This is a genomic window from Sphingobacterium lumbrici (assembly GCF_006476045.1).
Classification (GTDB): domain Bacteria; phylum Bacteroidota; class Bacteroidia; order Sphingobacteriales; family Sphingobacteriaceae; genus Sphingobacterium; species Sphingobacterium lumbrici.
Window position 1 is genome coordinate 225043 of sequence record NZ_SRZY01000027.1, and the last position, 18086, is coordinate 243128.

General features: G+C 38.0%; 18 protein-coding genes. 9 read left to right on the top strand and 9 right to left on the bottom strand.

Annotated features, from left to right (window positions below; genetic code table 11):
- Positions 1–15 precede the first annotated feature (15 nt).
- The 7 genes from E4F24_RS08760 to E4F24_RS08785 all read left to right on the top strand — a co-directional run bounded on the left by E4F24_RS08760 (position 16) and on the right by E4F24_RS08785 (position 5604).
- On the top strand, positions 16–1659 hold the full coding sequence (locus E4F24_RS08760) for a TonB-dependent receptor plug domain-containing protein (RefSeq protein ID WP_235891194.1): 1644 nt from the start codon (positions 16–18) through the stop codon (positions 1657–1659).
- 48 nt (positions 1660–1707) lie between these two features.
- The gene (locus E4F24_RS08765; protein ID WP_140938313.1) at positions 1708–2439 is read left to right on the top strand and encodes an HmuY family protein; all 732 of its coding nucleotides are present in this window, start codon (positions 1708–1710) and stop codon (positions 2437–2439) included.
- A gap of 205 nt (positions 2440–2644) precedes the next feature.
- Entirely contained in the window at positions 2645–3334 is a 690-nt protein-coding gene (locus E4F24_RS08770; protein ID WP_140938314.1) for a hypothetical protein, read from the top strand.
- Positions 3335–3508: 174 nt separating this feature from the next.
- Positions 3509–4312, top strand: coding sequence for an HmuY family protein (locus E4F24_RS08775; RefSeq protein ID WP_140938315.1), 804 nt, complete (start codon positions 3509–3511; stop codon positions 4310–4312).
- A gap of 67 nt (positions 4313–4379) precedes the next feature.
- A complete protein-coding gene (locus E4F24_RS13785) occupies positions 4380–4538 on the top strand; it encodes a hypothetical protein (RefSeq protein WP_181182416.1) in 159 nt (52 codons plus the stop codon).
- A 334-nt stretch (positions 4539–4872) separates the two neighbouring features.
- Positions 4873–5064, top strand: a complete 192-nt coding sequence (locus tag E4F24_RS08780; protein WP_140938316.1) for a cold-shock protein — start codon at positions 4873–4875, stop codon at positions 5062–5064.
- Between the two features lie 318 nt (positions 5065–5382).
- A complete protein-coding gene (locus tag E4F24_RS08785) occupies positions 5383–5604 on the top strand; it encodes a DUF1456 family protein (protein ID WP_235891188.1) in 222 nt (73 codons plus the stop codon).
- A 110-nt stretch (positions 5605–5714) separates the two neighbouring features.
- Here E4F24_RS08785 and arsB read toward each other — a convergent pair whose 3' ends face one another.
- The 5 genes from arsB to E4F24_RS08810 all read right to left on the bottom strand — a co-directional run bounded on the left by arsB (position 5715) and on the right by E4F24_RS08810 (position 9264).
- A complete protein-coding gene (gene arsB, locus E4F24_RS08790) occupies positions 5715–6746 on the bottom strand; it encodes an ACR3 family arsenite efflux transporter (RefSeq protein ID WP_140938318.1) in 1032 nt (343 codons plus the stop codon).
- 3 nt (positions 6747–6749) lie between these two features.
- Positions 6750–7364, bottom strand: a complete 615-nt coding sequence (locus E4F24_RS08795; RefSeq protein ID WP_140938319.1) for an arsenate-mycothiol transferase ArsC — start codon at positions 7362–7364, stop codon at positions 6750–6752.
- 18 nt (positions 7365–7382) lie between these two features.
- Positions 7383–7856, bottom strand: a complete 474-nt coding sequence (locus tag E4F24_RS08800; RefSeq protein WP_140938320.1) for a DUF6428 family protein — start codon at positions 7854–7856, stop codon at positions 7383–7385.
- A gap of 91 nt (positions 7857–7947) precedes the next feature.
- Entirely contained in the window at positions 7948–8277 is a 330-nt protein-coding gene (locus tag E4F24_RS08805; protein WP_140938321.1) for an ArsR/SmtB family transcription factor, read from the bottom strand.
- 633 nt (positions 8278–8910) lie between these two features.
- Positions 8911–9264: a DUF4260 domain-containing protein gene (locus E4F24_RS08810; RefSeq protein WP_140938322.1), complete on the bottom strand. Its 354-nt coding sequence runs from the start codon at positions 9262–9264 to the stop codon at positions 8911–8913.
- Positions 9265–9371: 107 nt separating this feature from the next.
- Here E4F24_RS08810 and E4F24_RS08815 point away from each other — a divergent pair, with 107 nt between their 5' ends.
- Both E4F24_RS08815 and E4F24_RS08820 read left to right on the top strand, forming a co-directional pair.
- Positions 9372–9731 (top strand): DUF2200 domain-containing protein, encoded by a 360-nt coding sequence (locus E4F24_RS08815; protein WP_140938324.1) that lies wholly within the window; start codon positions 9372–9374, stop codon positions 9729–9731.
- A 256-nt stretch (positions 9732–9987) separates the two neighbouring features.
- Positions 9988–10548: a biliverdin-producing heme oxygenase gene (locus E4F24_RS08820; protein ID WP_140938326.1), complete on the top strand. Its 561-nt coding sequence runs from the start codon at positions 9988–9990 to the stop codon at positions 10546–10548.
- A gap of 228 nt (positions 10549–10776) precedes the next feature.
- Here E4F24_RS08820 and E4F24_RS08825 read toward each other — a convergent pair whose 3' ends face one another.
- From E4F24_RS08825 to E4F24_RS08840, 4 genes are all read right to left on the bottom strand, one after another.
- On the bottom strand, positions 10777–11766 hold the full coding sequence (locus E4F24_RS08825; RefSeq protein WP_216629148.1) for a Gfo/Idh/MocA family protein: 990 nt from the start codon (positions 11764–11766) through the stop codon (positions 10777–10779).
- 85 nt (positions 11767–11851) lie between these two features.
- Positions 11852–12667: a ZIP family metal transporter gene (locus E4F24_RS08830; RefSeq protein WP_140938328.1), complete on the bottom strand. Its 816-nt coding sequence runs from the start codon at positions 12665–12667 to the stop codon at positions 11852–11854.
- Positions 12668–12991: 324 nt separating this feature from the next.
- Positions 12992–14539 (bottom strand): reverse transcriptase domain-containing protein, encoded by a 1548-nt coding sequence (locus E4F24_RS08835; protein ID WP_181182417.1) that lies wholly within the window; start codon positions 14537–14539, stop codon positions 12992–12994.
- A 347-nt stretch (positions 14540–14886) separates the two neighbouring features.
- A complete protein-coding gene (locus E4F24_RS08840; RefSeq protein ID WP_140938331.1) occupies positions 14887–18084 on the bottom strand; it encodes a DEAD/DEAH box helicase family protein in 3198 nt (1065 codons plus the stop codon).
- Positions 18085–18086: the final 2 nt, after the last annotated feature.

The window sequence follows — 18086 nt, forward strand, 5'->3', positions numbered from 1 at the left end:
ACGCGACATGGCGCCGTGGCACCTCAGGCGCACGCCTCGCTGCTCTATGGTAGTCAGAATATTGTAGACGCTACACTAGAAGGTGAAACTCCTTTCGCTAACCAGCGTGGTTCCGTAGTCGTCTCGGGCAACTATTACCGTACAGATGGTTTCAATACCGATCCCAGATACCTTACTGGTGAGAGCACAACAGTACCTCCCAGTCAGGATTATAGCGTTCAGGGGCGCACACGCTATCGCATCAGCAAAAACGGAACAATCGGCCTTACCGGCCGTTATGCGGCACGTCGCTCCAAAATGATCAATGGTTGGTCTGAAGATATGACGATCAACGATAAGCAGCTGATTCAAGACGTTAATTTATCTGGCAGTTACGACCATACCTTCAGCAACGGCCTACGCAGCATGACACGTTATTATTTTACCCGCGTTCATACAGATATACAGGCCGACTGGGTGCGGCAAGGTGTGCTGGCCAGCGCAGAAGAATTTGGGCAGCAGGTACACCGTGTCGAGCAGCAGTTTGCCTATAGCCTAATCAACAGTCTTAAGTTTACCGGAGGTTTAGGCGGAAGCATGGAAGTTATGGATGATCAGGATCTTGACGATAAGCGGTCGCTCAATACGGCCTTTGTCTTTCTGCAGACCGAATGGAAGCCCATGGATCGTATGTTGACCACATTGGGTCTGCGCTACGACTACACCAATGTATACGATGGCCGCCTCAGCCCGAGTTTCGGATTACAGTATCACATCAGCCCCACCCTCTTGGCGAAGGTTGGCGTTGGTGCCGGATTTAAGGCACCGGATTACAAAATGCGTTACCAGGTCTTTTTTAATCCGCAGGCCAATTACCTTGTCGTAGGTACCGACCGGGTCGCCGATGTAATCCATGCGATGGAAACTAGCGGGGAGCTCAGCTCGAAGAACAGCTATATGCTCAACCGCGTAGCTGGAAATTTGCAGGCCGAAAAAAGTTTATCCAACAATATCAGCTTGGTATGGACCCCGACTCCAAAATGGCAAAATGAAGTTTCGGTCTTCTACCATCGCATCAACAACCAGATCAACTCGGTTATTGTTGGTACGACAACCTCATTTTCGCAAATATATACTTACCGGAATCTCCCCCAAGCGGTCAACAAGGGGTTTGAAGTTTCTACTACATACCAAGCTACGCGCGATCTACAGCTTTCCGCGGGTTATCAATACCTCATCGCCAAAGATCTCAGTGTACTGGATAGCATCCTCGCCGGCCGATGGCCTTATAATCAAACCATTAATAATCCGACAACGGGCGAATCCCGGGAGCCTACCGTAAAGGATTATTGGGGTATAGAAGACCGCTCGCGCCTTATGATTAATCTCAAAGCACTTTATACCTATCGACCTTGGGATACGAACTTTAATCTACGCGCTAATGTCCGCGGCAAATATCCGTTTCAGGAGACGACCACCAATCAGTTTATTGATGAGTTTGATGAATTTGTACCAGATAATGTCCTGCTTAACTTAACAATAGAAAAAAGCTTATGGAACAGAAAGTTAACCTTACGGTTAGTAGCGGATAATCTCCTCAACTTCACACACCGTAATATGCTTGGTCAGCCCGGCAGGGTCATACTAGGTGGGGTAAGTTATCGGTGGGTTAGAGACTAGGTAGCCCTACTCCTAAAATCTAACACAATACTTAATACTAATATAAAAATGAAAACACTACAAATAATATTAAATGAATGCCGGAGTATCTTCTTGCTGGGCAAGGTATGTTTCGGACTGCTGTTTGTACTGTCGCTTGCTTCCTGCGGTAAAGATGAAGATCCTCGGCCGGTACTGGAGGACGGAAAAAGTACCGTTATCTACGATTTGGCAGGTGATCTGGAAGCGTCCATGGCCGAGGGTCTGGAAGGGAAGGAAAAACGCCCTTTTTATACTTTTCTTTTCCGGTTCCGCGATCAGAAGCAAATCTGGATCAAAACCAAGCAGGATTCTTTGCAATGGCTAAAAACGAAAGATTGGGATCTTGCCTTTACGGGGCCATATAATTCGGAAGTGTATGTTAACAATGCCCAGTATCAGTTTAATCCCGGATTTGAAGGAGAAGCAGTGAACACAGCTGTTATCAAACTGGATCAATCCTACGAAGCTGTCAGCATCGCGCCTGATGATGCCGAATTTGATCAAAGCGAAGTGACCAAGATTGGCTGGGCATCTTCGGAATCATCCTCCGGTTGGTTTCGGTATAGCTTAAGCACCCATATTATGCAGGCCTTGCCCGGCAGAACGTATGTGATCCGATTGCCCGACGGCAAATATGCCAAGCTACAGCTTATCAATGCCTATAAAGGCAATCCGCCAGCGGTAACGAATATGAATTGGCCGGCTCCCTACTATACCTTTAGATATTACGTACAACAGGATGGCAGTAAGAATCTATAGGGATTGGTGACTAGGAGTTAGAGGGTGAAAAGGTTAGTGACTAGAGTAAAGGGGTAAAGTTGTAAAGATCAGTGCTTAAATGATTACTGCTGTGTGCTATACTATACGACTATACGACTTTACAAAAATCTTAATACTTAACACTCAATAGCTTAATAATAAACATATTGATACTTAATAATTAATACTTAATACTAATATAAAAATGAACAAACTATTTAAAATTTCCGCACTAGCATGTGCATTGACTGTAGGATTTACTGCGTGTGACAAAGACGACAAAAATCCAGAAGAAGTAGAACAAGAGTATCAAGCCAAGGTGATGGTAAAAGATGGCGAAACAAAAGACCTGGCCAATGTCTCTACCACTGTTAACACAGAAGGTACCATTCATCGGAGCGGAGATGTGTATGCGCTACGTAATTTCAGGCAGTTTACCATTGGTGAAAATGGAAGTGCTACGGAGACTGCCGCTACTAATTTCTACTTTGATTTTAAAGAGAATGATGGTGTAGACGCCGCCAATAGCCCATTAATTCTACCTGCTACGACAGCTGCAAAATTGATTGCCAACGCAGATAAAGGTTACACCTTATATTATATCGACAAGGCATTCGAAGAAGTCAGTCCGAATGACGATTACCTCCCTGCTGCGGAAAACACATTAGGTTTGCAATCTGCCTATGCACCAAATGTTATTGGTTGGGCAAGTTACACCGGTGGACCAAAACATCAGGTTATCCCTGTTGAAAACCGGACAATCGTTATTTTTAAAGACGGTAAAGCATTCTTTAAACTAAGAGTAAACAGTGTTTATTCCAATGGAGAACCGGAGAAAGAAGAAGCGCCTACCAACTATTTTTACTATTCCATAGACTATCAGGAATTCAAATAGATTCCACAACATCAGAGGCGCAGTAATAATCTTCGATACCCCTTCGGAGCTGCGCCTCTACTTTTATAAAACCGAATTTCATACATCAAATATCATTTTGCATACATCAAAACATAAGAACACGCCTTACCTTTACCTTTATTTAGAATAATTTTAAATAAAAATAACATAACCATGAAGATTAACAAACACATTAAAAATGCGGCCCTAAAGGTAAAATATATTCTATTTGCTCTTTTATTTGTTGCATCTGCGTCATCCTGCGACAAAGGCAGCAACCCCAAGCCTGATGATGAAGTCGTCCCGCCGGATGATACCACACCTACGGACGAAAGCATGTTTTATAAACTGCATCGGGTAGAAAACTATCAGGGCACACAGGATAATGACGGTGTCAACGCCGCGCCTACTATTTTCTTCAGTCTCGAAACCAAAAAACCTGTGGAAGAAAAATACAAACAGACCAATCGCTGGGATCTGGCTTTTGGTGGCTTATTAAATAGTTTTGTATCCGGCAATAACGGCAGCAACTCTACTAATTCCGGATATGGAAACACGGCTAAAGGTGGTATTACAATTGTAGAAAAAGCTTTTGAAGAAGTTACGGATATACCTGCCGATGCGCAATTCAAGACCGGCGGTCAACTCATCGGCACCGATAATTACGGCGAATTTGGGGAAGGAATAGGCTGGTACCTTTATGATTTTGTCGGTGTAATTGTACGCGACGGAGCCTACGAAAACCAGCATGTTGCCTATGCACTCGATCGCCCACTAACCTTAAAGAATGGCACTGTCGTTCCACCGCGCACCGTCATCATTCGCACAGCAAAAGGAAATTATGCCAAGATCAAATTAATATCACTTTATAAGGATCAGTTCGAGCGAGAACAATGGTCCAGATCATCCGCGAAGGTCTACTTCACCTTTGAATATGTGCTTGTACCAGCAGGAAGCACGAAGTTTGAGGTTAAATAAAAGTAAACACTATATATTGAATCTGCTCGCCTTGCGCACTTACCTACTATTTCTTATCTTTACGTACATGGAACCACAAGAAGAAATCAAAGCTACAGATCCAAAAAGCAGCAAGCTCAAGCTGTGGTTAAAGCGTGTAGGTGTCGGGGCTTTCCTTTTCTTTCTGGCCAAAGGATTGGTATGGCTGGCGGTGTTTTTCTTCTTTGCCAAAACCTGTCAGCAGTAACATCTCCCCTCCTTTTCATAATAAAAAAAACAAAACTCTTTTATATTCAATAAATTATACATACCTTTGGATTATAATCAGGCTCTGCCGACGCTTTTCTGAGACCGTTAAGTTTACTCTTCTCCTTCAGTCTTCGCTTTTTCAGCTGCTAATTTTTGTTGTCAATATAACGTATGCAGTACCTTTTTAAACTTGGAAGCTTTCAAGTCTCATAAAAATACAAACATCCTTTTTCTTGCTAGCAAATTGATTTATTATTATGATAAAGTCCGCTTTAGCGTAATAATGGCGACAGCCAAAAAGAAATATTTTTTTATCAATAAACAATAATACAATGCAAGAAGGAACAGTAAAATTCTTTAACGTTACCAAAGGTTTCGGTTTTATTACACCAGCAAGTGGTGGTCAAGATGTTTTCGTACATTCATCAGGTTTAATCCATGATGTACGTGAAAACGACAGCGTAACATTCGACATAGAAAATGGCAAAAAAGGCGTTAATGCAGTTAACGTACGCGTAGCATAATTTTAGAAGGAGGATGAACAATCCTTCTTCATGTAAAAGGTAGCAGATAACATTCGTGTTTATCTGCTACCTTTTTTTTTGTGGGCATATTCAGCGTCACCCTCTATACACTAACAGTGCACATGCAGAAGACGTATGCAGAAGTATTCAAGTGGAATCCGCTATTAAATATAGAATTGAACGATTATGAATTTGTTCCCTACATTAATTTAAGTTAGATTGACTGAAGGGAATTGTGGTAAAGGACAATCCTTTCATCTAGCGATATGTTTTTTAGCATAGTTTTCATACATTTACACCATGAGCAACAATGATATTATGAAAAAGCTCCGCGTAGCTTTAAAATTCACTGACGACGATATTGTTGAAGTATTGGCCCTTGTCGATTTCAGAGTGACAAAAACTGAACTAGGCGCGATATTCCGCAAAGAAGACCACCCAAATTTTAAACCTTGCGGCGACCAGTTGCTCCGAAATTTCCTTAACGGACTGATTATCTACAAGCGTGGTCCCAAAACTCGTCCTAATTCGAATATTTAAATTGATCCCGAAATATGCCTGCTTTCTCAACCATCGTTAGTGTTTGGTAAAGCAGACATTGACAAATAAGCAATTGAATAATTATATCAATAACTTGAACGAGGGAAGTTTTAATTGTAATACTTCCTTTTTAGCCATAGACTTACCTTAACCAATAGTATGAGTACCGGAACTTCTACCAATGGTCCTATAACACCTACAAATGCCTGTGGCGAATGAATACCAAAAACCGCTATTGCTACGGCTATTGCTAATTCAAAATTGTTTCCGGTGGCTGTAAATGCGATAGATGCGTTTTTGTCGTAAGGAATTTTAAAGGATTTATTGATAAAGAAGCTCACGAAAAACATCAGCACAAAATAGATGATTAACGGTATAGCTACTTTTACCACATCCATTGGCAACTCTACTATTTTATCGCCTTTTAGACTGAACATTAATACTATGGTAAACAGTAACGCATACAATGTAATGGGCGATATTTTGGGCACGAATTTCCTGTTATACCATTCAATGCCTTTTGATTTGACTAGAAAATGACGGCTTAGAAAACCTGCTAAGAAAGGAATACCTAAGTATATCAATACGCTTTCGGTTACGTCTTTTATGGATACACTTACATTGAAATTGGCTAATCCTAATTTGTTGGGTAATACGTTAATGAATAACCAAACTAAGAAGCTGTAAGTAAACACTTGAAAGATACTGTTTAATGCAACCAATAAGGCTGCGTATTCCCTGTTACCTTTGGCTAAGTCATTCCATACGATCACCATTGCGATACACCTTGCCAAACCTATCAATATCAAACCTATCATATAATCCGGCTCATTCCTTAAAAACAGAATGGCTAACACGAACATCAAAACTGGCCCGATAATCCAGTTGAGTAATAAGGAGATGCTGATTACCTTTTTATCCCTGAATGCGATAGGCAATAAGGAATAATCAACCTTTGCCAATGGTGGGTACATCATCAGTATCAAACCTATCGCCAACGGAATATTTGTTGTACCTATGGATAGAGTATTTGTATTTTTTGAAATTTCAGGGAAGAAATATCCTAAGCCTAAACCTAAAGCCATTGCAAAGAATATCCATAAAGTTAGGTATCTGTCTAAGAATTTTAGTTTCGGTTGCATTGGCTAATTTGTAATCTTTGAAAAGACATAAAACATTTCTATTGCTATTTGTAAGCTCCTTTCTTCATATACCTTTGTCTGATCCGAAGTGTTATCTGAAATTTTAGGATCTTCAAATGTGATGGGAATCCTTTTTTCAGCACCAGTGATAAACGGACATCCACCATCAGCTTGCGAACAGGTCATTATAGCTGCAAAATCGGATACTGGATTGAAAGGATTGTCATATTTTTTAGAAAACCCGATTATTGGCAGGGAATTATTACAATATTTTATGGCATATAACGGGTTTTTACCTTCATTAATCTTAAAAATATTAAATCCCTGATTGGATAAGGTTTCTGCTACTTTAGGAAACAATGCGGTTTCTTCAGTACCTCCCGAATAACAAAACACACGCTGAATACCAAAGTGAGAAGCTGCTACTTGCGCCCAAACCTGTGACAAATGGCTCCTACGCGAATTATGAGTACAAATGAAAGTGAGATTTATTTCCTGCTTGCTATCTATTTTTTGTTGAATAAAATCGATCAATGGCTGTAATGCACTTTTACGGTCATCAGTATTGGTCTGTTCCCATCGTAACTGTTGAATTGTATTTGATAATATCGGATACATAATATCTTATTTAAAGGTTTAACAACATCCGGAATTGGGAGTACAACAAGAGGATTGATTTACAGTTAACTCGGACAAGCTTTTCTTCTGTTTCTCGGAAGGAATACCACAGGCATCCTGAGCTAAACAGGCCGTAGTTTTATTTCTCAGTACAAACGTTTTTCCGTTGAAATCCAAATCGTATTTACCAATAGTATCGCTTTGATATTCTACTTCAATCTCTGCATCTTCAATTCCTAATTTTTCTTCTGAAAGTTTAATTATGCTTAATAGTTTTCCTGGTTTCAATCTGTGCTCATAATCATCGGCATTCCACAATTGAAAATTGACTGCTTTTTCTGTACGGAGTACTCCACCACAATCAATAAAATTTTTGATGATTTGTCCTACTTCTGTAACGTGAAAATGTTCGGGAACAAATGTTCCATTTTCTAATTGAAATTGAACATTCTCTAATGCTGGTAAGATTTCTTTGATGTCTGATAATTTCATAATAACTAATTTCTAAAAATGATAAAATAGATAACTTAAATATACAAACGCTATATAGCAATATAACGATATTAAAGTATAAAAAAAGCCATTAGCAGCATTGGTTTACTTTTACCTCCTGATTAAAAAAGGTATTAAAGTCCTCTTGAAATTCCTTCCATACTTTCTCATCAATACAATAACAAACTGATTTTCCATCTATTGAACCTTGAATAATTCCAAGACTTTTTAATTCTTTTAAATGTTGTGAAATAGTCGCTTGTGCTAATCCTAATTCCTCAACCAGATCATTACAAATACATGCCTTTTGGTTAATAATATATTGCAGAATTGCTATTCTGGCAGGATGCCCTAAAACTTTAAGAAGCGACGCTAATCTGTTTTGTTCGTCATTATATATTTCTGTCTTTGTAACTCCCATTTCTATATTTATATCGCAATATTACGATATTAAATTCAAAAACAAAAAAAATTATCATTTTTTATTTACAAGGTTCAATCGAAATTTCAAATTTGATGAATGCATTTATTGAAATGCTAACAAACATCAAACCGTCATTTTAATTGTCATCTTTTTTATATCACTGTATTATATCTTTTAAAAACACTACCTTACAAAAAAACTACCTTATATAAAACAATATGTCAAAAGATAAAGGAGCAAAGAACGATACCGGAAAAAAGACCGCAGTAAAAAACTTTAAGGAAAAAAGGGCTGAAAAAAAATTGAAACAGGCTGAAAAAAAACGATCAACCTAAGACCTTGATTCATAACCAATGTTTCCTTGGTTGACATATTTCAACCTTGCTTCGGAACGATTGATTTCAAAATTTCAAATATTTTTTCTCTTTATAGAAACCGTATTCCTCACTTCTCTTCGGCTACACCTGAAACCAATTGACAGGTAAACTGAATATTGCTTTCCCCATTGGCATCGGTTGTCAAATATTTGAAAACAGATACGATCTTTATTTAAAGCGGAGCTAAGCTCCATGATATGAGATGATATAAAAAATATGGAGCTCGTCATATCTTCAAAATGTTCTATTTTTATTATTTTTTACCAATTACACCCAAATGCGTTCTATTAAAGCTGTCGTTATATTTCAAGCCATATCCCAAAATTCTATCAAATGAAATATGAGCAAATAAAATAATGGCCACTAATTGCCAATATCCATTGCCATAAGTGAGGGCAACAAAAGCAACCAATGATGCTACAAGGCGATGATGTAATAGATTGTAGGTAAAAGCACCGATTTTGGGATTGATGATATAACCAACCATTCCTATATCAGGCAACAGCAATAACACTGGAAACCACCACCATCCAAAATCTAATTTGCTAAATAAAAACACACAAAGCAGTAATATCGCAAATTCTTCTAATTTTAATAAAATTTTCATTTTTTTGATTTAATTTTCTACATTCTAATTTGCTAATTAAAAATGCAAATTGATATATATATATTTAAAAAAAAGTAATCTAACACGAACAATTAAAAATATAAGGTATGAACACTTCCGCCACACATAATGAACGTATTGCAAAAATGAGTTTTGCTTCGGTCTATCCAATGTATCTCGCAAAAGTAGAGAAGAAAGGTAGAACAAAAGAAGAATTGCATCAGGTCATAGAATGGTTAACTGGCTTTGACAGCAAAAAGTTGCAGGATTTAATACTACAAAATATAACTTTTGAAACTTTCTTCCAACAGGCTTCACTAAACCCCAATGCCCACCGCATCACCGGAGTAATCTGTGGGTATCGTATAGAGGAAATCGAAAATCCGTTGACACGGCAGGCTCGGTATTTGGACAAATTGGTAGATGAGTTGGCGAAGGGCCGGAAAATGGAAAAAATATTGCGTTAACCCCCCAATACAATATGCCTATATTGTTAATATATAAGTATGATCGGGCTCCAATAATTAATCGTGATCTTTTTAGTTAAATTTCTCATTGAAATGTAAATATAAGCCCCTTACCTAGTCTACGTTATATATACTCCTAAACAATGGTTCTAGAAAATAGCGAATTTCATAGATGATTAAGCGAAAAGAAGCATACAAATAATCTAATAAATACCAATCTTTGTATAGAATCGTTATAAATAAAACAGATTAAATCATGTTGAGTCAAAATATCAAAGACGGCACCAGTGCTGCACATCAAAAGTTAGAAGGTACAGTTGTTCGTCAATTAAAATCCATTCGCTCCAATACTGACTACGCAGAAGTATTAAAAAAATTTTACGCGTACTTCAATGCGGTGGAAAAAATCATAGCACCTTATATTACGAGCGAGGTATTACCAGATCATGCTAAACGTAGGAATTCAAACTATATAAAACAAGATATTGAAGAACTGGGCGGAAGTGTAGGCAATCTCCCTGAAGCCAATGTTCCACAAATAAGCTCCCCCCTAGAAGCGCTGTCGGCCTTATATGTCCTAGAAGGTTCTATCATGGGAGGAACATACATTGTACAAATGCTAAGCAAATATGGTATCACAGCCGGAACTTCTTTCTTTTCGGGCTATGGAACAGATACCGAAAAAATGTGGCGTGCATTTACAACCGTACTCAATGCGTATGGGGAAGACCCAACCAGCCATGCAAGAGCGATAGAAGTGGCCAATGAAACGTTTTCTAAATTTGGAAAAGTATTCAGCACAACTCAAGTATCGTAGTTTTAGACACACATTGATGGGTTAGTTTTTTACTCTTTTTTACAACAATTTAAAGCCACAGACGTTATATAAGTAGGTGACTGACAAGTAATGGCAAAAAAATAATAGGGTATAATGAATACCTCACGAAGAAGAAAGCCTGAGATAGTAATATATCTCAGGCTTTCGAATTAAAAACATAGCATTCCCTAGTATTAGATTGATACAATCAAGTATATAAGTGTGTTATCAGCCGAGTATCTGCTCCATTACTTTTGCAGTCCGTAGTCCTGAGATTCCTGTGGAAGGACTTGCACCTTTCCCTGTCAATTCGTCAACAATTGTTTGAATAAGTCCCATCTGTATATGCTGTGGTCTGTCGAAGTCAAACATTTCGACCCCAGTATCTGTACGCACTTCAATTGGCGTCAGTTTGAAAGTGCTGAATGAGATCGTGCCGCGGGTTCCTGTAATAATCACCGTATCCGATTCAGCGGATTGCGTACTGGAGAAAGTCCAAAGTCCTGTTCCTAAAACACCGGACTTAAATTTCCAACTCGCCACAACGGTATCCGCGACTGCATAATTCCCTGCAATATTAATAGCATTTCCACCTGCCGTTACAATTTCACCTAGTAAATAATCCAAAATATCAAATGTATGAGGAGCCAGATCAACAAAATATCCTTCTCCACCGATGTTTCTATTGATTCGCCAGCTGTGCTTTTGGGGGTCAAGATCACTGGCAAAAGGAGCTTGTACTATTTTAGTATCGACTGTAAGTATCGTTCCGATTTTACCTTCACTTAACAGCTGTTTTAGCTGATTAAAGTATTCCATGCCCCTTCTGTAAAATGCGACAAAAAGTGGAATGCCTGTCTGCTCGGATATCGTATTCATCTCTTCACATTCTTTTACACTCATCGCCATCGGTTTCTCTACGTAAACGGGCTTACCCGCTCGCATCGCTCTAATCGCATACTCCATGTGTGTACTTGGAGGTGTAGCAACATAAATTGCATTTACCTGTGGATCATCAATTAATTGCTTTGCATCTGTATAGTAGGTAGAAACATCGTGTCGCCGGGCGTAGTCCTTTACCCTATCCAGGGTGCGTGCCATCACAGCCACTAATTTCGAATTTTGTATTTTATAGAATGCGGGGCCGCTCTTTACTTCTGTTACATCTCCCGTACCTATCATTCCCCAATTTACAGTATCCAATTTCTTAAAATCCATAAGTATATTTCCTCATTTGAGATAAGTAAGGTCAATATAATCAAAAAAATTAAATATAGACAAAGGGTAATGACGTGTCCTTTATTTATCCTAAAACTACATCTAAAGACATCATACTTAAAAATCCAATAATGAACCCAATTGTGGCAATATCTGAATCTTTATTTTGTTGCGCTTCTGGAATAACTTCTTCTACAACTACAAAAATCATAGCTCCTGCGGCAAATGCAAGGGCATAAGGCAAAATTGGTGTAAAAACCGTAACTGCTAAAGCACCAACAACCCCTGCTATAGGTTCTACTATGGCAGAAAACTGTCCATAAAAAAAACTTTTCCGACGACTCATACCTAAACGTCGAAGAGGCATAGCTACCGCAATTCCTTCCGGCAGATTCTGCAGTCCGATACCTATTGCCAAAGCCACTGCTCCTGCGATACTGGCTTCTGGAAGCCCCACAGCAACTCCTCCAAACAAAACACCGACAGCGAGTCCCTCGGGAATATTGTGAAGTGTAATAGCAAGTACCAATAATGTTGTTTTCTGCCAGGGAGATTTAACTCCTTCAACCTGTTTAAAATTAACATGGAGGTGAGGCAATAGCCTATCTAACGCATATAAAAAACCAGCACCCAAAAGAAATCCTAAAATCGCGGGCATTACTTTTATAAAACCTTCACCCTCGCTCATGTTCATGGCTGGTATCAGCAAACTCCATACACTTGCCGCCACCATCACTCCTCCCGTGAAGCCAAGCATACCATCCATAAAATTACGGTTGATCGCTTTGAAAAAAAATACGGTTGATGCGCCTACTGCAGTGACAAACCACGTAAAGGTCGTGGCATAAAAAGCCCCAACAATCGGATCCTGATTTTCAAAAAAAAGAATAATATCATCCATAAAAGCAATAATCGTTAAGAATATCCAATACGTTGGATTAGGCTCTAAAATTACATATATTATATCACATCTTTAATACAAAAAAAATCTACTTCCCGATACAAAAAGTGTTATTCACTGACTTTTAGTAAATTAAATTTCATAAAATACAGATTGCATACAAACGATGTTACATTCAAATCTGGCAAAGGATAGATTTTGGAACATTTTGAATCATCTCATATCTTTGTGTGATTCTTTACCCTTGGTAGGGAACCTACAAAGGTCTTGAACGTTGAACCCGCTAATCAACGTTCTTTCTATCTGACGGTAATCAAAATCGACCTATGTCTTTATCAGCTTATTTAGTACTTTCCAGTGCCTCTTCACTTGTGTCCTTATTTTCCCTTCTTTAAATACATTATCAGCTTTATAAACATAGGACAAAAAATTCCCCCAGTTATAGCGATCCGTAGGAATGAATTTCTCAGGATTATACCTGTCGCGAATATACAGTCTCTTCCGTTTTGCTCCCCAATGGCTATAACGTTTATACAATCTATTCTTAAATAATTCTTGAGGTACACCATGGTACATTTTAGATGCATAGTATTTTCCTCTTCTCGTACCTCGTTTCATTTTTCGATAATAGTTTGAAAGGCTGGCACTTTTTAAAAGTACGCTTTGACCATCAAACTCAAAACCCAGATAGGTCAATTTCTTGTTATAGTTGATTCTGTCAGGAAACTCCTGTCCTAGTATCATAATATCCTCTTTCTTTTGCAGGTGAAATGTTTGCGTTTTTTTTTGTTGGATTTCCAACTTTCGCTCAGAGATTGCATCGTATATACACCTTCGAATATTGACATATTTATCTTTAGAACAGACAACGATGATATCATCGCAATAGCGTCGATATAAACCATCTGAACCGATTATGTTCGAAATTCTTTCATCAAACGGTATCATATATATGTTCGACAGTAAGGCACTTATAGGAGTACCTTGCGGGATGCCAAAATCTCGTGCGACCTTTTCCCCTTTTTCGTTTAATTTAAATTCACCATCGTCATTGACTTGATACCGCTTCCTTTTTATCAAGTCTTTACTATTTTTAAAGAACTCATTGCTCGAGCAAAAGGAAACTGCATTTTGGTTTCGTAAGTATTTTATCGCAGACACACGTTTCGGTCTACGAGCTATCGGTTTCCCGTCGTTATCTTTCCTTTCTGTAATTATTTGAACTTGGTATCGAGTGAACAAATCAATTAACTCTACATAATTAAAACGAGTTAGACTCTTGTATATATTAAAATGGTCAGCATCCAATCTGTCAACCTTGAGAAGTTTGCACCATTCTTCAAGCAACAGCCTATGATTTAGGTTATCAAAAAAGCTAGACACGTCAAATGTCATAACAACAAATTGATTTTGATCGTACCTTGTAATACCGTCAAATACTTCTTTAGCGAAGTCAATGGTGCATTTGTTGCTTTTTGAACATTTCCTAGTAGGATCAATCGGTATTTGACGGTAAGCTAATACAGTATCTCGAAATGAAGCTGTCAAAAGGAATCTCTCATATTTATCATCTAATTTCTGTCTATAATAGCTGTAGATAGCAGTATCTAAATGGCTTGCATAGTATAATTCCCGAGGCTTATTATTGGCGACACGTAACCCTCCATTAAGGACGGTGCCTGTATTTTCACAGTACTGCTTACGAAACCTTCGGACTTTTGAAGTTCTATGGATGAAGGGTAAGAAGGAATGCGTAGATGTCTTGGTCTGAATATAATTTAATACCCAGGGGCGATCCGAAATAGTTAATGGAAAACCTATATGAGGGTATCTCTTCAATTTAAACCAGTCTTTCTTCTTTTTTTCTATCATACAGAAAAGTAATAAAAGTGGGCAGCCCCGGTGGAGCATTCTAATAGAGCTCTACATGCATTTATCGACTTCGCTAGATGAAAACTAACTTTGCCGCTCCTCTATCTGGGTAGTTCAATATTATGCTTATATTGTAAGATGATGATAAACACCACTAAGCAACAAAAGCTCAAGATTCCTTTATGGATATCAGTTCTAGTATTTGGGTTGATCCTACTAGCTAGTAACTTTATACCAGAAATTCCTTGCATTTTAGAAATTACCTAAACTGAAACGTTTTGGCTTGCACCGCAATTCCAGCAAAAAACAGAAAACGTAGAACTCAACGATCGCTGCCCACTAATTTTTTATAGCAATATACTGCTTATGTAACTGTTTGCATTCTCTTTTTGAAAAAATACATTCACATTGTTAAAATCTTTAATCGACAAATTATCCTTCCATTGAACCTCTAGGTACGAAGTGTTGGAAATAATGTAGGAATCCAACTCTATACCACTTTCAATAACCTGCGGTTGTATCTTTTCCTTAATGACTTTATGAAACTGAATTTTCGGATCATTAATCCCTTTAGAATTACGAATACCTTTGGGATCAATAAATTTGATGTGTTGTTTCCCGCCTCTAATGATCCATAATATAAAATCCGGATAGAAATTATTTCCATCTGTAAAAAAACCTAAGCCCTTCTTACTTTGGTTGCGCAGCACGTGCACTTCTATTTCCCTCAGCGATTCCTGATTTTTTAAAGTGTAATCTACTAAATCATCTAAAAACTGCTTTTCGGACACGTCTAAGGCTATCGGACTTACCTGTATTTGGTTTTGATAGTTTTTGCCCAGATAAACCAAAGGCTTATACAAATGCAATAGATTGTCGAAGGCACTGGCTTCTGATGCTATTTGAATATGTGAAAAGGCTGGTTCTAAAACCGTTGTTTTCAACTCTTCAATTTTGTTTTGAAACTGAACGACATCTTCCTCAGTGTTTAACCTAAAGTCGTATTCCAGGACAAAATTCTCATCAGCACCATTTAAAATAATAGCTTCTACGTGATTGGAATGAAATTCATTTTTGTAAAAGAGATAAAACTGCTCAATGTATTTTTTTAGTAATGTAACGGCTAATTCTTGCCAAATAGCTACATTTTCGTACCTCGAAAATTCTAAATGATGGGCAGGAATGTACAAATTATACCAAGATACATTTTGCATGATGCTTTTCAAATCTTCTAACTGAATGCCTAAATTGTAATAACTTTTATCAGCCTTATGATTTTGAATTTCTAAATAAATCGCATTCCAATTGAGTAAAGAAATATGATTGGCATTTAAAAAGCCATTGTTTTTAGCCATTGCCGCACCAGACGTTTTTTTCTCTAGAACATCAATTTTTGGATACCAATCAAGTTCAACCAATCTGCCATCAAACACTTTCTCGTTGTAAACCAACGCAAGTATGATATTCCGTTTAAAGTTTTCGCTTTCCTTTACGGCAATGAGTTTGAGTTTGTTTTGCGCGACAATTTCTTTTTGAACCGTAGGAATGTTAATGGTAATCCAAGAAGAGTCATTTACCGGCAAACCTTCTTCTTCCAAGAACGATTTGAACTGCTCCATGTAGTCGGCTTTTACACCAAAGATTTGTAGCGTTTCTAAATGGCGAAGCAAAGGCTTGATTTGTTTGATGGTTTCTGGTTTTTGATAATCATCTAACCCTGTAGACCGTTTCAGCGAAAATTGATATCCTTTCAATCGCACGCCACGCCCAAATAGTTGTATAATTTGCGAACCTTCCGATTTTCCTACATTCATTAACCCCATAGACGATACTCGCCAAGAAGACCAACCTTCGGAGAATTTTTTGGAACCAATCAGCAAATTAATCGGAGAAGTGTCTTCATTGATTTTCTTAAACAAAGAATCAGAAAAATCTTTTTCGCTACCTAAGACATTGTTGTTGATGGCCAGCTGATACAAGGTTTTTTCATCTCCCACATTGATCACACCAAAGTAATCGTTATCGCCTACACGCAAGCCCAGTTCGCCATCGGCACCTTTCAGATTGTCTAGGTACAAATTGGCGCCAAGCGTAGTATTATTAAAAACCAATTCGTTGATTTGCGTAAAAATTGTTTGCGCATCCAGATTTTGATCTAACAAATAGCTGAAAGACGTTTCGAAAATTGAAAAGCCTTTTTTATCGACCAATCCGGCTTTGTTATGAACCACCTCATCTATCTGCTGAATAGAAACGGTTGGATTTTTCAAAAAATCGGTTAAGAAATAAATGATTTCCAACACGTCCGAAACTTCTTTGCCGCCTTCTTTTCTTACAGCATTCACTTTACCACCTACAAAAACCCACAAAGGTTTGTGCAAGAGAAAATCTCGCAAAGACGTTTTTTGCTCTTTAAACAACAACTGTTGCTGAAAGAACGAAACCAAATTGGCAGTGAGATACAATTTTCGGTATCGATCATCATCATTTTTTAAGTTGAGAATGCGGTAATCTTTACCATAACCATCTTCATAAAAATATTTATAGGAGTAGTCAAACAAAATACTCTTGGCATATTCTTGTGTAAATTCTGATTTTTTAGCACCTGAAGCAGCATTGATGGCCTGTCCAAAAGTAGCCGAGTATTCGAAAGCAAAGCCTGTTTGACTGAGTTTGTCGCGATATTTTTTCCAGCTGTCGCCACTCATTCCACCGTGACCTTCATCAATCAAAACCAGATTATCGCTTTCAAAACTATCTACGGCTACGGTTTTGTCGCCACTGCTTTCTGCCAGTTTGGTAATTTCCAACACTTCTACTTCCTTACCCGAAAACATCTCGGGCGTTTTCTTACTAAAACTGTTTGCCTGTATGTTTGAGAATTTAAACTCAGCCAAATGTTGTTTGCTCAATCCTTCGTTTGGGGTTATGAGTAACACTTTGTTTTGGTGGTGTACATTGTAGTGATTGGCGTAATGTAGATATTGCTTGATGTTGATGTGCATAAGCAAGGTTTTTCCCGAACCTGTAGCATTCCAAAAGGCTAGTTTGTTCAAACTTTGCAAAGTAAATGGAGATGCAATAAAAACATCCTTTGCTTTTTTACTCCCGATTTTCGCTATTAGTTCGTATTGCTTTTGATTAAACGTTATCACATACGCATTCAGATCTGCCAGCAATTTTACCTTATTCTGAAAATACTTATCCAAATACACTTCCGTAAAAAGCAAAGACAAATACTGAAAATATTTCCAGGTTATCTGTTCTTCCCGGTTTTCGGAGATTTGCTTGGTGTAGCGAACGATGTTTTCATCATAGGTTTGCAACATCGTGTGTGTAAGATGTTCAGACCCATACAAATGACTGATGAGCGTTTGTAGATAAAAAGTATTACCTTCTTCGGTATAGCCTTCGTTTACAGACAATTTGAGGTCGGTGAAAATTTCAACGCCTTTTTTACCGATGATTTTTTTGCCAATGCTGTCTATACCAAAAAGCGACAGCATATATTTATTGAGTACGAGTTTGTCGTGAAAGTTTGCCATTT

Excerpts from the sequence above, each read along its gene's own strand:
- E4F24_RS08765 (WP_140938313.1), top strand. The coding sequence starts at position 1,708 with ATGAAAACACTACAAATAATATTAAATGAATGCCGGAGTATCTTCTTG.
- E4F24_RS08770 (WP_140938314.1), top strand. The coding sequence starts at position 2,645 with ATGAACAAACTATTTAAAATTTCCGCACTAGCATGTGCATTGACTGTA.
- E4F24_RS08775 (WP_140938315.1), top strand. The coding sequence starts at position 3,509 with ATGAAGATTAACAAACACATTAAAAATGCGGCCCTAAAGGTAAAATAT.
- E4F24_RS13785 (WP_181182416.1), top strand. The coding sequence starts at position 4,380 with ATGGAACCACAAGAAGAAATCAAAGCTACAGATCCAAAAAGCAGCAAG.
- E4F24_RS08780 (WP_140938316.1), top strand. The coding sequence starts at position 4,873 with ATGCAAGAAGGAACAGTAAAATTCTTTAACGTTACCAAAGGTTTCGGT.
- E4F24_RS08785 (WP_235891188.1), top strand. The coding sequence starts at position 5,383 with ATGAAAAAGCTCCGCGTAGCTTTAAAATTCACTGACGACGATATTGTT.
- arsB (WP_140938318.1), bottom strand. The coding sequence starts at position 6,746 with ATGCAACCGAAACTAAAATTCTTAGACAGATACCTAACTTTATGGATA.
- E4F24_RS08795 (WP_140938319.1), bottom strand. The coding sequence starts at position 7,364 with ATGTATCCGATATTATCAAATACAATTCAACAGTTACGATGGGAACAG.
- E4F24_RS08800 (WP_140938320.1), bottom strand. The coding sequence starts at position 7,856 with ATGAAATTATCAGACATCAAAGAAATCTTACCAGCATTAGAGAATGTT.
- E4F24_RS08805 (WP_140938321.1), bottom strand. The coding sequence starts at position 8,277 with ATGGGAGTTACAAAGACAGAAATATATAATGACGAACAAAACAGATTA.
- E4F24_RS08810 (WP_140938322.1), bottom strand. The coding sequence starts at position 9,264 with ATGAAAATTTTATTAAAATTAGAAGAATTTGCGATATTACTGCTTTGT.
- E4F24_RS08815 (WP_140938324.1), top strand. The coding sequence starts at position 9,372 with ATGAACACTTCCGCCACACATAATGAACGTATTGCAAAAATGAGTTTT.
- E4F24_RS08820 (WP_140938326.1), top strand. The coding sequence starts at position 9,988 with ATGTTGAGTCAAAATATCAAAGACGGCACCAGTGCTGCACATCAAAAG.
- E4F24_RS08825 (WP_216629148.1), bottom strand. The coding sequence starts at position 11,766 with ATGGATTTTAAGAAATTGGATACTGTAAATTGGGGAATGATAGGTACG.
- E4F24_RS08830 (WP_140938328.1), bottom strand. The coding sequence starts at position 12,667 with ATGGATGATATTATTCTTTTTTTTGAAAATCAGGATCCGATTGTTGGG.
- E4F24_RS08835 (WP_181182417.1), bottom strand. The coding sequence starts at position 14,539 with ATGATAGAAAAAAAGAAGAAAGACTGGTTTAAATTGAAGAGATACCCT.
- E4F24_RS08840 (WP_140938331.1), bottom strand. The coding sequence starts at position 18,084 with ATGGCAAACTTTCACGACAAACTCGTACTCAATAAATATATGCTGTCG.